This window comes from Campylobacter sp. TTU_617, from assembly GCF_016599045.1.
GTDB lineage: Bacteria > Campylobacterota > Campylobacteria > Campylobacterales > Campylobacteraceae > Campylobacter_D.
On record NZ_JAENKV010000004.1, the window covers coordinates 101,328 to 117,188 of the forward strand.

Consider the following 15,861-nt stretch of genomic DNA (forward strand, 5'->3'; position numbering starts at 1 on the left):
ATTTAAATAGGTGGTAATAATGAAAAAAGATTATATTCTAGTATTAGATTTTGGCTCTCAATACACACAATTAATTGCAAGGAGATTGAGAGAACAAGGTGTTTATACAGAAATCCTACCTTTTAATGTAAGCTTAACTGATATAAAAGCTAAAGAACCTAAAGGTATTATTTTAAGCGGAGGTCCTGCTAGCGTTTATGCAACAGATGCTTATTTTTGCGATAAGGGTATTTTTGATCTAAATTTACCTATACTTGGAATTTGTTATGGAATGCAACTTATGGCTCATCATTTTAAAGCTAATGTTATGCCAGCAGGACATAAAGAATACGGAAAAGCAAGTATAGAAGTTAAAAAAGATAGTGCTTTATTTAAAAATTTACCTAAAAAACAAATTGTATGGATGAGTCACTCTGATAAGGTAGAAAATCTCCCAGAAGGTTTTGAAGTTTTAGCTACAAGTGAAAATAGTCCTTTTTGTGTTTTTGCTGATGAAAAACGTAAATTCTTTGCTTTACAATTTCACCCCGAAGTCCAACATAGCGAATTTGGAAAAAGTATACTCAAAAATTTTGCTAAATATGCTTGTAATTGTGAAAGTATTTGGAATATGGGTTCTTTTGCTAAATCTCAAATCCTTAAAATTCAAGAAGAAGTAGGCAATGATAAAGTTCTTTGTGCAGTAAGTGGAGGGGTAGATAGCAGTGTAGTAGCTGCCTTACTCGCTAATGCCATCAAAGAACAACTTATTGTTGTTTTTGTAGATAATGGCCTTTTAAGATCCAAAGAAAAAGAACAAGTGGAATTTATGTTTAAAAATACTTTAAATATTCCGCTTATTAGTATAGATGCAAGTGAAATATTTTTAAGTCGTCTAAAAGGTATAATTGATCCTGAACAAAAAAGAAAAATTATAGGCAATACTTTTATAGAGGTTTTTGAAAAAGAAGCTAAAAAACATAATGATGTTAAATATCTTGCACAAGGAACACTTTATACAGACATCATAGAAAGTTCTGTTGTAGGAGCAAGTAAAACTATTAAAAGCCATCATAATGTAGGAGGACTTCCAGAAAAAATGAATCTAAAACTCATAGAACCTTTAAAAGAAATTTTCAAAGATGAAGTACGTGCTTTAGGACTTGAATTAGGACTCAACAAGGATGTTGTTTTCCGTCATCCATTTCCAGGACCTGGTCTTGCTATACGCATTATGGGAGAAGTTAATAAAGAAAGTTTAGATTTATTGCGTAAAGCAGATATTATTCTAATTGAAGAACTAAAAAGCACGGGTTGGTATGATAAGACTTGGCAAGCATTTTGCGTACTTTTAAATGTTAAAAGCGTGGGTGTTATGGGCGATAATCGTACTTATGATAATGCAATTTGCATAAGAGTTGTTAATGCAAGTGATGGAATGACGGCTACCTTCTCTTATTTGCCTTATGAAATTTTAGAAAATATTAGTAGGCGTATTATTAATGAAGTACATGGAATAAACCGCGTTGTTTATGATATTTCTAGTAAGCCACCTGCAACAATAGAATGGGAATAAATATTTCTAAAAAATAATTTTTGATATTTTTTAAAATATCAAAAATTTTAAATAAAAATTTATATGCTCTCTTTTTTTCTTACATCTTATAATTATATAAGCAATAAGTTATATTTGAAATCATTCTAGTTTTCTTTAATTTTAATACATTCATATTAAAATTAAAGATAAACTTATATTTATTATATAAATTTTATAAAAATAAAGTTAGAATCTTATGAGAATTTTCAAGGAAGAAGTATGCACGGAAAAATAGCAATTTATATGGATTCAACAGGACGTGGAACTGTAACTAATTCAGCTAAAATATTTTTTGAGTTTAACCGCCAAATTTGGAGTGATAAAAGAAGTATGCCAAGTGCTGGAATGCTAGTAGAGTTTCGCTCAGATGGCAAAACTATTACCGGAATTCGCCCTTCTAAATTTCAAGAATTTAAAGAAGGTGATTTTATTACTGAAAATGACTTTTGGAAAACAGATAATGATGATGAGCTTGAAGATTTGCAAAATACTCGTAGAAGTGCATATGTAACAGAACTTTATCGCAATACAGATTATGACACTATAGAAAAAATTCCTCTTTCTTTTACTATACCCCAAGCTATACAAAAATATTTTTCAGGAGAAATTCTTTCTGTAGAAGCTTTAAAATCTAACATTCAAGATGAAAAAGAAATTCCATGTATTTTGGACTATATTATCATAAAGCGTTTTTTAAACAAAGCTCTTGATACTTTAATTTTTATGGACAATTCTATAGATCAAACACAATTTAGTGTTTTAAAAAGTATAATAATGCATCTTGAGAATTCCTATACAGATATGAAAGATAAACATAAAATGTTTAATATTAATAAAATTTTCAATGAAACATTTTTATCACTTCAGTGTCATTATCAAGCGCTTCTTGCCACTATAGATACAAGAACAAATCGTTCAGCTTCCCTAGAATCTCAAATTAAAAATCTCAATCTTGAATTAAATTCAAAAACCAATATCAATCCTGAAAAAGCTAAAGCTAAACAAGAACGCTTAGAAAAACTTCAAAAAGAAAATGAGTATTACAAAACCTCACTTAAACGTCTCATTGCCATTAAAGAAGATTTTTATAAAAAAAATTTAAGTATTTTTGAAAATGCTTTTAAATTATCTAAAGAAAAACTTTTTTCAAAGATTATAACAGGACTTAATTTATGTGCAACCATTATGGATATGAAAATTTGGAAACTTTCTTTAAAATCATCGGGAGTAAAAAACTCGTATTTTACAAGAAGTAATATAGAAAATTCTTTTTGTTCCTTATCCTTTGCTGAACACTATTTAAGTCGACTTAATAAATCAGCGCTTAATCCTTTTGATCACAAACTTTTACTTTATATTCAAAAAATTTCCAAAGAACAAAGAAAAAAATTTTTAGTCGTTACCTCAGATCTTGATTTGCTTTGCAAAATTAAAATTGAAATTTTTTCTTTAAATCCTTATTATCTTGTAAAATATGCCCCAAAAAAAGTTAATTACCAATCCTTAATGAGAGATAATACTTTTGATATAGTTTATATTGATGAAAAACATATTTGGGATAGTGCTGCAGATATTATACTAGAAGGAAAACACTTTGATAAAACAGGAAAAACAAAATTTAAACTTATTTAACTATAAATTTTTAAGTTAAATACCGCTATAATTTCAAAGCCTAAGCAGTATAGCATTTAAAGATTCAACAAAAAATATTTAACTGTGAATGTATAATTTACTGTGTCTGTGGCTTCGTTTGAGTTTTTTAAGTTAAAACGAGAAGTTGCAGCCTTTAAAAATTATCTAGCGGTTCTCTTGACTTCTTGGAGTCGTTTAAAGTTAGCTGTTTAGGTTTTAAGGAGATATATGAAAATATTAATTTTAGGCAGTGGTGCAAGAGAATACTCCATAGCTTTAGCTTTAAAACAAACTACAAAAAATTTAGATTTGTACTTTTCTCCTGGTAATGGAGCTACTCAAAATCTTGGGATTAACTTAGATACTAAAGATATTAATGAGCTTGTAAATTATGCCAAAGAAAATAAAATAGATCTTTGTATAGTAGGAAGTGAAGATTTTTTAGCAAAGGGAGTTGTTGATATTTTTAAAAAAAATAATTTAGCCATTTTTGGACCAACAAAAGCTGCAGCAATGCTTGAAAGCTCTAAAATTTTTATGAAAAATTTTTTAAATAAATACAATATTAAAACTGCAAAATTTTTAACTACCAGCAATTTAGACGAAGCTAAAAGTTTCATACAAAAATTAACTCTACCTATTGTTATAAAAGCAGATGGTCTATGTGCTGGAAAAGGTGTAATCATTGCTTTAACACACGAAGAAGCAATAAGTGAAAGTAAAAAAATGCTCAGCGGAGAAAGCTTTGGCGATGCTGGGAAATCTATAGTTATTGAAGAGTTTTTAGAAGGATATGAACTTAGTGTTTTTGCTATTTGCGATGGAGATGATTTTATTCTTTTACCTGTAGCACAAGATCATAAAAAACTTTTAGATGGAGATAAAGGACCAAATACTGGGGGTATGGGTGCTTATGCTCCAAGCCATTTGGCCAATGAAGAACTTTTAGAAAAAATTAAAAAAGATATTATTATACCAACCCTAGAAGGAATGAAAAAAGAGAATAAGGAATTTTATGGAGTTCTTTTTATAGGCTTAATGATAGTGAAAAACGAGCCTTATGTTTTGGAATTTAATGTGCGTTTTGGAGATCCAGAATGTGAAGTTTTAATGCCTTTAATTAAAAATCCTCTTGAGCTTATTTTAGCTTCAACTCAAAAACGTTTAAAAGATGTAAGACTTGATTTAAAAGATGAATTTGCTATAGGAGTAGTTTGCGCAAGTAAAAATTACCCCTATGAAAATTCAGAAAAAAGTGAAATTATCATAAAAAATATTCCCAAAAACTCTCATATTTCTTATGCTGGAGTTAGCTTAGAAAACGATAAGCTTATGGCAAATGGGGGTCGTATTCTAGTATGCGTTGGTTTAGGTAAGAGTCTTAATGACGCCAAGCAAAAAGCTTATGAATTATGTGATAATATTCATTTTGAAGGAAAACAATTTAGAAAAGATATTGGATTTTGGGCTTTTAAACAATGAAAGAAGATTTATTTGATAAACTTGAACGTGAAAATTTAGAAATTGCTAGTTTCTATAAAAGAGCATTGGCTTATTTAATAGATAATATAATTTTATCTTTCATAGTTTTTATTATATTTTATAATCAATTTTCTATGGCAAAAGATGCATTTGAAATAACACAAATTTTAGGAAATTTCTCGTTAGATTTTATACTCCTTCATTTTTTTTATCATACCCTCTTTACTTATATGTATGGAGCAAGCTTAGGGAAAATGGTTTGCAAAATTATAATTATAGATGAAGATTTATTTGATAAACCAACGCTAAAACAAAGCTGCATAAGATCTGCCATAAGACAAATAAGCGATATGGCTTTTATGTTAGGTTTTGCATGGGCTCTAGGAAATAATTTACGTAAAACTTGGGAAGATTACATAGCAAGGACAATTGTTGTTAATGCTGCGTAAGATTTTCTTGCTTTTAGGAAGTACTTTTATTCTTAATGCAGTAGAAGTAAATATCTATGCTTTAGATGTAAAAAAAGAAAAAAATATAATTACCGCAAATAAAGATGTTGTTATTTTTTCTGATTTTTATTTTATTACTGCAAATAAAGCAATTTATAACGAAACAAATCAAGAAGTAGAGCTTTTTGGCGATGTAAATGTTCTAAGAGGACAAAATGAACGCTTGCATTCAAATTATGCCAAAATTAAACTCAATACCGATGAAGCAAAATTTCAAAATTTCTTTTTTTCTAATAATAATCTTGAAGTATGGTTTCAAAGCAAAAATAGCTATTTAAGTAACAATAAATTTGAAAGTCATATTTCTAGTGTCTCAAGCTGCAATGTTGAAGATCCTGATTGGGAAATTCGTTTTAGTGATGGATGGCTTAATAGAAAAAGCAATTTTATTCATCTTTATAATGCAAAATTATATGTTAAAGGTATTCCAATTTTTTATTTGCCCTATTTTGGTTTTAGTGCAGATACACATAGACAAAGTGGATTACTTATCCCTCAAATTGTTTTAAAAAAGAATGAAGGACTTTATTATAGACAACCAATCTATATAACTTATAAAGATAATTGGGATTTAGAATTAAATCCTCAAATTAGAACAAAAAGAGGTTTTGGTTTATATTCTGATTTAAGATTTGTGGATTCTTTATATTCTATGGGGAATTTAAATTTTGGTCTTTTCAGAGAAAAAAAACAATATTATCTTAAAGAAAATTTAAAAAATCAAACTCACGGGGGTATAGAATTAAAATATTTAAGGAATAATCTTATTAAAGGCTTGCTTGGAGATAATTTTCAAGAAAGTTTATGGATAGATGTAACCTATCTTAATGATATAGATTACTTTAATCTTGGTCCTAGTAATTACAATGATTTAACTTCACTTGTTACATCAAAAATTAACTATTTTTTAGCAGATGAAAATAATTTTTACGGAGCTTATGCAAAATACTATATTGATACTTCAAAAGTAAATAATAAAGATACTTTACAAGAATATCCATCTTTTCAATATCATAGATTTTTAAATTCCTTATGGGGAGAAAATATTCGTTATTCTTTTGATGCATCTTTTCATAATTATTATAGACAAGTAGGGCCTTATGCTAATCAACTAAATTTAACTCTGCCTTTTTCTTATCATGATGTTTTCTTTAATGACTTTTTACATTTTACTTTTACTGAAAATTTTTATGCCTCTTTTGTTAATTATGCTCAAGATCCTCAAAAAAGCAAAGAGCATCTTTTTAAAAATACTCATGAATTTAATTTATACACCGATCTATCAAAATCATATAATGATTTCTTTCATACTCTAAATTTTGGAATTAATTATTTATTACCTGGAGCAAAATCAGGTTTAATAACAGAAGACTATCTCAAATCAGAAAATGAGGAAGAAAACTCAAAACTATATGTAGTACAATATTTTTACAATCAACTTGGAGAGAAAAAAATTAAACATCGTTTTAATATTAATTATTTAAATCGCCAAGATAAATTTGATAAAATAGAAAATTTATTTACTTACTATTATAATGATTATATCAATTTTAATAATGAAATAAAATATTCTTATTTACAAAATCGTTTTAGTAAAATTTTAAATCAATTACAAACTAGCGTTATTCCTAAATTTAATTGGAACTTTTCACATGCTTATCAAAATGATGAATATGGAAAATACAGCTTTATAAGCACACAAGCTAATTATAAATTTAATCAAAATTATTATATTTTTGGTGGAATTTGGCTTGATACTCAAAGATCTCATGCTAATATGTGGGAAATTGGATATACTTACCAAAGAAAATGTTGGAATTACTCCTTAGTCTATAGAGAAAAAATTGACCCTCAACTTACAAGTGGAGGAATTAGCGCTAAAAACCAAAGTGGTGTTTATTTTGTATTTAACTTTTATCCTATAGGAGGAGTTAAATACGACTTTTCTTTACAAGAAAATGAAAATAAAATTTAAAAGGATTATTTTGTTTAATTCATTTTTAAAAAAAATAACTAATACTCTTTTTGGAGAAAAAGGAAATCAAATGCAATATGATATACAAATTAATAAAAATTTAGAAACTTTTTATATAGATAAAGTCGCTAAACAAGCTCTAGGTTCTGTTTTAATGCAAGTTGGAAAAAGTGTTGTTTTAGCAACTGTTGCCAAAGAGGATAAAAAAGTTGAAGAAGATTTTTTACCTTTAACGGTTCAATATATTGAAAAAACATATGCCGCAGGAAAAATCCCTGGCGGGTACGTAAAAAGAGAAACTAAACCTAGTGATACAGAAACTTTAAATGCAAGAATTATTGATAGAAGTTTAAGACCATTATTTCCAAAAGGTTATCTTTATCCTACACAAATTACTCTGATGATACTTTCAGCTGATCAGGAAACAGATTTGCAAGTAATAAGTCTAAATGCTGCAAGTATTGCTCTTTATATAAGCGGAATTCCTATTAAAGCTCCAGTATGTGGGGTACGTATTGCAAAAATTAATGAAGAATTTATTCTTAATCCAAACAATCAAGAACTTCAAAAAAGCTCTTTAGATCTTTATGTATCTGGTGTAAAAGATGAACTTTTAATGATAGAAATGAGAGCATTGCCAAGCAAAGACAACAATATTCAAAAAATGAATGAATTAAGCGAAGATGAAACAATAAAGGCTTTAGAAATAGCCCAACAAGCAATTTATGAAGCATCTTGTATTTATGAAAAGACTTTTGCTAAACACAAAAAAGAAATTGACATTGAATTAAAAGAACAAATAGAAAATAACGAGCTTTTTGAATTTATAGAAAAAAACTATTTAGATGATATCAAAAATGCTATTAATCAAATGGCAAAAAGCGAAAGAGTAAGCGAACTTCATAAAATTTCTCAAAAAATCTTAAATTTTCACTCCAATGAAGGATGGAATCAAGAAGAAATTTTAAATATCCTATTTCTGATTAAAAGAAAAATTATAAGGGAACAAATTATTTATGAAAGAAAAAGAGCTGATGGAAGAGCTTTAGATGAAGTGCGTCCTATTGATATAGAAACAAATATTTTACCAAATGCACACGGATCCTGTCTTTTTACAAGAGGACAAACTCAAGCACTTGTAGTAGCTACTTTAGGCAATGATAACGATGCACAAATGATAGATTTACTTACAGAAAAAAATCCTATCAATGAGCGCTTTATGTTTAATTATAATTTTCCAGGATTTAGCGTTGGAGAAGCAAGTCCTATAAAAGCACCTGGTAGAAGAGAGTTAGGGCATGGAAATTTAGCTAAAAGAGCTCTTTATCCAAGCATAAATGAAGATTATCCTTATGTCATTCGCTTAGTAAGCGAAATTTTAGAAAGCAACGGATCAAGTTCTATGGCTTCAGTATGTGGCGGTTCTTTAGCTTTAAGAGCTGCTGGAGTACAAAGCATTGATCTTATAGCAGGTGTTGCTATGGGGCTTATTTTTGAAAAAGACAAATATGCCATATTAACTGATATTATGGGCTTAGAAGATCATGATGGAGATATGGATTTTAAAGTAGCTGGAAATAAAAATGGTATTACTGCTCTACAAATGGATATAAAACTTGGTGGTATAGATAAAAAAATATTAAAAGAAGCTCTTGTACAAGCAAAAGAAGCAAGAATTCATATTCTTAATATTATGCAAAAGGCTAATGAAAATATTATAGTCAATGAAGAAATTTTACCAAAATTAGAATTATTTAAAATCGATCCTTCAAAAATTGTTGATATCATAGGACAAGGCGGAAAAACAATCAAAGAAATTGTTGAAAAATTTGATGTTTGTATTGATATTGATAGAGATAAGGGTGAAATAAAAATTGCAAGCAGTAATAACGAATGTATAAAACTAGCTAAAGAATACATCTTAAATATCATTAAAGGAAAGAAAAGGGAAGCCCTTAAAGATATTTCAGAATTTGAACTTCATCAAGAATTTATAGGAGTTGTAAAAAAAGTCGCTTCATTTGGTACTTTTATTGAACTTAAAAATGGTATAGATGGACTACTTCATAGTTCTAAAATCAAAAATCCACTTAATGTTGGCGATGAAATAAAAGTTAAAATTAATGAAATCAAAAATGGAAAAATTTCCGTAGATTTAGTAAATGAATGATATTATCACCCATCCTTTAGAGCCATTTTTTGATAAAAATTCAAAAATACTGATTTTAGGCTCTTTTCCTTCTATAAAATCAAGACTTAGTGGATTTTATTATCAACATCCAAGAAATCATTTTTGGAAAATTTTAGAAAAATTATACCAAGTAAAATTATTAAATAACATCGAAACTCAAAAAAAATTTCTAAAAATGCATCATATAGCCTTATGGGATGTTTTACAAAGTTGTAAAATTAAAAATTCAGATGATAAAAGCATAAGCTTTGTGAAGATGAATGATTTAAGTCAAATTCTAAACAAAGCAAAAATTGAAAAAATAGCTATAACAGGTCAAAAAGCTTTTACTTTATTTAAAAAATATCAAGAATCTTTTATAAAAGAAACTTATCCTAATATTCGAATTTTAACCCTTCCTTCAAGCTCACCTGCCAATTTGAATTTTAGCTTTGAACAACTTGTTCATAAATATCAAGTTATATTAGATTAAACACAAAGGAAAAAAATGAAAAAAATTTGTTTTGTATGTTTAGGAAATATTTGTCGTTCCCCTATGGCTGAATTTATTATGAAAGATTTAATTCAAAAAGACAGTACCATATCTGTAGAAGTAACAAGTGCTGGAACTTCTGGATATCACGATGGAGAAGATATGCACATAAAAACAAAAGAACAACTTAAAAAAGCTAACATTAAAGCAGATGGATTTATCAGTAAAAAACTAACACAAGCTATATGCGATAACAATGATTACATCGTAGTTATGGATAATTCTAATTTTAATAATGTCTTAAAAGATTTTAAAAATACAAAAAATAAAATTTTAAAACTTACTCAATTTGCAAAAGAACTAAACTACGATGAAGTTCCAGACCCTTGGTTTACACATAATTTTGACGAAACTTATAAAATAATTTCTTTAGCTTGTAATAATCTTTTAAATTTTTTAAAATCAAACTGAAAAATTTAATCATTTTTAAAAAGTTTAATAGCTAATGACTTTGCTTTACTTTGATCTGTATCTTTTTTTAAGGTTTTATAAATTTTGCTTACATAATCTTCTAAAATAGTATGAGAATTAATACGTTTTTCATTTTTTTTAGGAATTATTTTATGATATTCTCCATCATTATTTAACTCATAAGATAGTATATTATCATCAAGCTGTAAATGTAAAATTTTAGAAAGCTTAGCTCTACTTCTTTCATCAAAAATAGGAGACATTAGCTCTAGTCTCCTTTCTAAATTTCTAGGCATCCAATCAGCACTTGAAATAAAATAATTTGGCTCACTATGTTTAAAATAAAATATTCTTGCGTGTTCTAAATATTTACCAACAATACTTTTAACTCTAATGTTTTTACTATAAGTTTCACCTGGTCTTAAACAACAAATTCCACGCACAATAAGATCAATCTTAACACCTTTAATAGATGCCTCATATAAAGCTTTAATAATATCAGGATCAACTAAAGAATTCATTTTAGCAATGATTTCACCCTCTTGCTCTTTTAAGCTTTCTATACGAATCATTTCAAGAATTTTTTCTTTAATTTGATTAGGACTCATTGCTAAAGTTTTTAAAGTTCTATTTTTATTAAACCCTGAAAGAATATGAAAAAAGCTGGTTGTATCTTTTGCAAATTCTTCTCTGCTAGTAAAATAACTTACATCAGTATAAATTTTAGCACTACTTGCATTATAATTTCCCGTGCTTAAATGAACATAGAATTTAAGCTTTTCATTATGTTTTCTAATTACTTGTGAAACTTTAGCATGCACTTTAAATCCAGTTATACCATAAATCACGTGAGCACCTGCATCTTCTAAAGCTTTAGCCCAATGTAGATTATTCTCTTCATCAAATCTTGCCTTAAGCTCAACCATAACCGTTACTTGTTTCCCATCGCTTGCAGCATCAATTAAAGCTTGAACTATATTTGAGTTTTTCTCAACCCTATAAAGTGTCATTCTTATAGATATAACCTCTGGGTCTTTGCTTGCTTCTTTTATAAATTTATATACAGGATCAAAGCTTTCAAAAGGTTGTAATATCATTATATCTTCTTTATCGATGGCATTAAAAATTGAAGTATTTTCATTAAAAGGAGGCAATACTTTTGGAGTATAAAGAGGATTTAAAAGATGAGTAAAAGTTTTATTTTCAATAATCTGCCAAAGTGCTGGTAAATTTAAAAGTATAGAATACTCATATACATCTTTATTAAAAATTTTCATATGAGTATTTAAAAATTCCATAATCTGTTCATCTGCATTTTCCTGAATTTGAAGTCTTACAAAAGCACCTTTTCTACGAAGCTTTAAACCTTGTTCTAAAATCATCATAAAATCATCAGCTTCTTCTTCTTCTATAACTAAATCAGCATTTCTTGTAACTCTAAAAGCCGCAGAAGAAAGAAGTTTATAACCTGGAAAAATATCTTCTATATGAGGATTTACTATACTTTCAATAGGAACATAAATATTTGAACTTACTTCATAAAATCTTGGCAATACTCTAGGAATTCTAATCATTCCAAATTTAATAAGTTCAGGATTATTTTTATCACAAATTTTAACAACCAAAGAAAAAGATAAATTATTTAAATGTGGAAAAGGATGCGTAGCATCTACTGCTATAGGAACAATTACAGGAAAAATATAAGAGAAAAAATATTCATCACATTTTGCTTTTAAATTTTTATCAAGTTTTTCATAAGATTTAATAAATAAATTTTCTTTTTCAAGCTCTTTAGTAATTTGAATAAAATATTTTTCTAAAAGTTTTTGTTCTTGATGAAGATATTTTCGAATCTCTTTTAATTGCTTTAAAGGAGTCATTTCATCGCTACTACTTGCATTAATCCCAGCAGAAAAAAGTTGTTTTAATCCTGCAACTCTAATCATATAAAATTCATCTAAATTAGTACAATAAATTGCAATAAATTTTAATTTCTCAAGTAAAGGTAAGTCTTTAGAACATTGATCTAAAACACGAGAATTAAATTTAAGCCAAGAAAGTTCTCTATTTAGAAACATACTAGGATTAATTTGCATTCAAAACTCCTTTTTATAATGCATAATATTTATTTTAATAATATTATAAATTTATTAAAAACTTTACTAAATTTCAATAAAAAATAAAATAATAAATCTTTTTTGATTAATTAAGAGTAAATATATCCTTAAATTAATATTAAATATATATTAGCTAAAATTCCAATTTTTATTTTCCTATTATCAATTTCTAAAGGAGATTTTTTTTGAAGCATAAAAAACCTTTTTTAAATCTTTTTAATGTTTTTCTAATTCTTCTTGTAGCTTTTTTTATCATTGGTTTTTATACTTTCTATAATGCAAAAGGAACCTCTTATCTAAGCAATGCTAGTGAATCTTGTAATAATTGCCATATTATGAATGAAGTTTATAATGACTATCTTGCAGGACCTCACTCTAAAAAAATTGCTGGGGAACCAAGAGCTACTTGTTCTGATTGTCATTTACCGCATAATTTTATCAATAAATGGATTGCAAAAGCCCAAAGTGGGCTAGGACATGCTTATGCATTTACATTTAAACTTGATGAATTACCGACTAATCTTAGTGCCAATGAAAAAAGTAAAAAAATGGTTCAGGATAATTGCATTCGTTGCCATGCAGACTATGCAGCAAGTGCAATAAATGCAACAACAAACCATCATTCAAATAATGCTTTAAATTGTGCTTCTTGCCATAGTGGCGTAGGACACAAACTTGGATTTTAATTATTAGGAGGAAATATTATGAATAAAAAAGTTTTATACCCTGGTATAATCACTTTAATTATTTTAATTGCTGGAGTTCTTTGGCTCAATAATGATATAAGCAAAAAACAGCAAGAAAGCTTAGGTGGAATTGATAGTAAAAATTTTGTTGAATTAAGCGATGATAACCCTACTTTTGATACTTGGGGAAAGAATTTTCCAGATCATTTAGATATGTATTTAAAAGTTGAACAGGAAAAACCAATTCCAACAGAATATGGTGGAAATTTAGCTTATTCTAAACTTATACGTTATCCACAGCTGACTGTACTTTGGGCTGGTTATCCTTTTGCTCTTGATGCAAACGAAGAAAGAGGACATTTCTGGGTTCAAGTTGATCAAATGGATACAGCAAGAAATAATAAAGATTTTTTAAATGCGCATGGATATAAAGCATTTCAAGGACAACCAACTGCTTGTATGAACTGCCATAGTGGATGGACGCCTTGGCTTATTAAAAATGTTGCAAAAAATGACTGGATTGCTTTTAATACTACCAAATACTGGACTATGATTAAAAATATTCCTGATAATATGACTACACCTACCAATATACCAGAACATGAAAGTATACATGGTGGAAAAAGAATGGGTGTAACTTGTGCCGATTGTCATAATCCAAATGATATGAGTTTAAGACTTACCAGACCTGCAGCCATTAATGCTTTAGTTGCAAGAGGATATGAAAAAGATCCTATACAAGGAATTAAAGCCACTAGAGAAGAAATGAGGACTCTTGTTTGCTCTCAATGTCACGTTGAATACTACTTTAAACCAACAGGAACAAAAGTAAAAGTAATCGGCGAAAGTATAGCAAATGATAATACCAAAAAATGGTGGGATGGAACTCAAAAGACATATGATGAATTTGATTCTTGGAGAGATGGTAATAAAGCTATTGAAATTGAAGCTGATGGGTTAGAGTTAGTTTTCCCTTGGGCAGAATGGAAAAAAGGACAACCATTTAGAATTGAAATGTTTGATGATTACTATGAAAAAGTACGTTCTATATTTGCAAAAGATTGGGATCATAAGATAACTGGTGCGCCTATGCTTAAAATTCAACATCCAGAAAGTGAATTATATAGTGGCGGAGTTCATGCTGCTAATGGAGTAAGCTGTGCTGATTGTCATATGCCTTATATTAGAAAAGGTGCTAAAAAACTTACTCAACATAATATCACTTCACCTTTACAAGATATCAATTCAGCTTGTAAAACTTGTCATACTCAAAGCGAAAGTTATCTAAAAGCACAAATTAAAGATATTCAAAATTCAGTAGCATATGATTTAAGAACTGCTGAATATGCTATCGTAAGTCTTATTCAAGATATTAAAACCCTAAGAGATAGCTTATCTAATATGCCAGAATATAAAAATAATAATCAAAAAATCAACGATGAATTAAAAGAAGTTTTAGAACTTCATAGAAAAGCTCAAATGAGAGCAGATTTTGTTGGTGCTGAAAACTCTACTGGTTTTCACAATCCTAGAGAAGCATCAAGAATGTTATTACAAGCTGTAGATATGGCAAGGCTTGGACAAGCTAAACTTGTAGAAATTGCAACTTCTAATAAAATAAATAATTTTAAAATTTCTAATTTAGGGTTTGAAGATATTCAAAAATTAAATCCTGGAGAAATTTATTACAAAACAGATCTTAATGGACATAAAGCTGGAGAGAGATATTATAAACATTCTAATATTAATGGAAATCCTCCAAAAGAGCTTTTAGAAAACGATAAAAATATCAAACCTTACAATTATCAAATTGTTGATAAAAAATAAAAAATTTGGAAGATAAATTTTTATCCTTATCTTCCAAATTCCAAATTTCACTTTTATTTTATACTCCTATTTTATAATAAATTAAAAACAAAAAAGGAAAATAATGAATAAGCATCAATTATTTAGACAAATTCATATTTATATTAGTTTATTTTTCTTACCTATGGCATTTATTTTTTCTATTACAGGTATTGCATATATTTTTGGCTTTAAACAAGATGTTGGAATAAAAGAGGAAAATTATATAATTAAACAAGTTATAAAAGATGAAGAGCAAGGAAATTTTTTACTTAATTTTTTAAAAGAAAATAACTTAAGTATTCCATCAAATACAAAAATATTTAAAGATCAAAGAAATAACAGCATCAGTATTGGCGGAGTGCATTATCAAGCAAGTATCCTCAAGATAAATGAAAATGAATATAAAATTACAACTAAAAAAAGAAGTTTATTGGGTGATTTAATAATGTTGCATAAAAATAAAGGAGCATGGTATTTTTCTGTGCTTTCAATAGCTTTTGGATGTGCATTATTTTTTCTTTATTTCTCAGGCTTGTTTATTACTTTATTTGCAAGTAAAAAAAATAGAAAAAAGCAAATTTATGTGCTATTGCTGGGTATTTTTATCACTTTTTTATTAGCCTATTTAAGTCTTTAATTAAGGCTAATTTTAAGCAAATTTATATATAATACCCATTTTAAAGGACAGATGGGTGAGTGGCTGAAACCACACCCCTGCTAAGGGTGCAGATCTTAACGGGTCTCGAGGGTTCAAATCCCTCTCTGTCCGCCACTATAAAATTTTATATTATCTTTAAAACTCTTACCAATCCAATAAATATTTAATATTCTAAAAACTTTTTAATATTAAAAGATTGATTTAAAACTTTATCTGTTTTGTTGTAATTTGTAAGCTAACATTT

12 protein-coding genes and 1 tRNA gene are annotated in these 15,861 nt (G+C 27.8%); 12 read left to right on the forward strand and 1 reads right to left on the reverse strand.

Features of this window, described 5'->3' with window-relative positions; translation table 11 throughout:
- The first annotated feature begins 19 nt into the window (after window positions 1-19).
- The 8 genes from guaA (at window position 20) to GQV94_RS03365 (ending at window position 10,308) form a co-directional block, all read left to right on the forward strand.
- Window positions 20-1,555, forward strand: a complete 1,536-nt coding sequence (gene guaA, locus GQV94_RS03330; protein ID WP_200169538.1) for a glutamine-hydrolyzing GMP synthase — start codon at window positions 20-22, stop codon at window positions 1,553-1,555.
- A gap of 240 nt (window positions 1,556-1,795) precedes the next feature.
- The gene (locus GQV94_RS03335) at window positions 1,796-3,208 is read left to right on the forward strand and encodes a hypothetical protein (protein ID WP_200169539.1); all 1,413 of its coding nucleotides are present in this window, start codon (window positions 1,796-1,798) and stop codon (window positions 3,206-3,208) included.
- A 228-nt stretch (window positions 3,209-3,436) separates the two neighbouring features.
- Window positions 3,437-4,690 carry a phosphoribosylamine--glycine ligase gene (purD, locus tag GQV94_RS03340; protein ID WP_200169540.1) on the forward strand — a complete coding sequence of 418 codons (1,254 nt, stop codon included), beginning with the start codon at window positions 3,437-3,439 and terminating at the stop codon, window positions 4,688-4,690.
- A complete protein-coding gene (locus tag GQV94_RS03345) occupies window positions 4,687-5,139 on the forward strand; it encodes an RDD family protein (RefSeq protein WP_200169541.1) in 453 nt (150 codons plus the stop codon). The genes purD and GQV94_RS03345 overlap by 4 nt, the downstream gene beginning before the upstream one ends.
- A complete protein-coding gene (locus GQV94_RS03350) occupies window positions 5,129-7,174 on the forward strand; it encodes an LPS-assembly protein LptD (protein ID WP_200169542.1) in 2,046 nt (681 codons plus the stop codon). The genes GQV94_RS03345 and GQV94_RS03350 overlap by 11 nt, the downstream gene beginning before the upstream one ends.
- Before the next feature lie 70 nt (window positions 7,175-7,244).
- Window positions 7,245-9,344: a polyribonucleotide nucleotidyltransferase gene (locus GQV94_RS03355; protein ID WP_200169543.1), complete on the forward strand. Its 2,100-nt coding sequence runs from the start codon at window positions 7,245-7,247 to the stop codon at window positions 9,342-9,344.
- Complete coding sequence (locus GQV94_RS03360) at window positions 9,337-9,837, forward strand: DNA-deoxyinosine glycosylase (protein ID WP_200169544.1); 501 nt, start codon at window positions 9,337-9,339, stop codon at window positions 9,835-9,837. The genes GQV94_RS03355 and GQV94_RS03360 overlap by 8 nt, the downstream gene beginning before the upstream one ends.
- Before the next feature lie 15 nt (window positions 9,838-9,852).
- Window positions 9,853-10,308, forward strand: a complete 456-nt coding sequence (locus tag GQV94_RS03365) for a low molecular weight protein-tyrosine-phosphatase (RefSeq protein ID WP_200169545.1) — start codon at window positions 9,853-9,855, stop codon at window positions 10,306-10,308.
- Window positions 10,309-10,313: 5 nt separating this feature from the next.
- Here GQV94_RS03365 and GQV94_RS03370 read toward each other — a convergent pair whose 3' ends face one another.
- Window positions 10,314-12,404: an RNA degradosome polyphosphate kinase gene (locus GQV94_RS03370; protein WP_200169546.1), complete on the reverse strand. Its 2,091-nt coding sequence runs from the start codon at window positions 12,402-12,404 to the stop codon at window positions 10,314-10,316.
- A gap of 206 nt (window positions 12,405-12,610) precedes the next feature.
- Here GQV94_RS03370 and nrfH point away from each other — a divergent pair, with 206 nt between their 5' ends.
- The 4 genes from nrfH to GQV94_RS03390 all read left to right on the forward strand — a co-directional run bounded on the left by nrfH (window position 12,611) and on the right by GQV94_RS03390 (window position 15,731).
- Window positions 12,611-13,111, forward strand: coding sequence for a cytochrome c nitrite reductase small subunit (gene nrfH, locus GQV94_RS03375; RefSeq protein ID WP_200169547.1), 501 nt, complete (start codon window positions 12,611-12,613; stop codon window positions 13,109-13,111).
- An 18-nt stretch (window positions 13,112-13,129) separates the two neighbouring features.
- Window positions 13,130-14,938 carry an ammonia-forming cytochrome c nitrite reductase subunit c552 gene (locus GQV94_RS03380; RefSeq protein WP_200169548.1) on the forward strand — a complete coding sequence of 603 codons (1,809 nt, stop codon included), beginning with the start codon at window positions 13,130-13,132 and terminating at the stop codon, window positions 14,936-14,938.
- Between the two features lie 100 nt (window positions 14,939-15,038).
- Window positions 15,039-15,596: a hypothetical protein gene (locus GQV94_RS03385; protein WP_200169554.1), complete on the forward strand. Its 558-nt coding sequence runs from the start codon at window positions 15,039-15,041 to the stop codon at window positions 15,594-15,596.
- Window positions 15,597-15,641: 45 nt separating this feature from the next.
- A tRNA-Ser gene (locus tag GQV94_RS03390) sits at window positions 15,642-15,731 on the forward strand.
- The last annotated feature ends 130 nt before the right edge of the window (window positions 15,732-15,861 follow it).

Coding starts and splice junctions, on each gene's coding strand:
- GQV94_RS03335 (WP_200169539.1), top strand. CDS start 1,796: ATGCACGGAAAAATAGCAATTTATATGGATTCAACAGGACGTGGAACT.
- GQV94_RS03345 (WP_200169541.1), top strand. CDS start 4,687: ATGAAAGAAGATTTATTTGATAAACTTGAACGTGAAAATTTAGAAATT.
- GQV94_RS03355 (WP_200169543.1), top strand. CDS start 7,245: ATGCAATATGATATACAAATTAATAAAAATTTAGAAACTTTTTATATA.
- purD (WP_200169540.1), top strand. CDS start 3,437: ATGAAAATATTAATTTTAGGCAGTGGTGCAAGAGAATACTCCATAGCT.
- GQV94_RS03350 (WP_200169542.1), top strand. CDS start 5,129: ATGCTGCGTAAGATTTTCTTGCTTTTAGGAAGTACTTTTATTCTTAAT.
- GQV94_RS03370 (WP_200169546.1), bottom strand. CDS start 12,404: ATGCAAATTAATCCTAGTATGTTTCTAAATAGAGAACTTTCTTGGCTT.
- GQV94_RS03360 (WP_200169544.1), top strand. CDS start 9,337: ATGAATGATATTATCACCCATCCTTTAGAGCCATTTTTTGATAAAAAT.
- GQV94_RS03365 (WP_200169545.1), top strand. CDS start 9,853: ATGAAAAAAATTTGTTTTGTATGTTTAGGAAATATTTGTCGTTCCCCT.
- GQV94_RS03380 (WP_200169548.1), top strand. CDS start 13,130: ATGAATAAAAAAGTTTTATACCCTGGTATAATCACTTTAATTATTTTA.
- guaA (WP_200169538.1), top strand. CDS start 20: ATGAAAAAAGATTATATTCTAGTATTAGATTTTGGCTCTCAATACACA.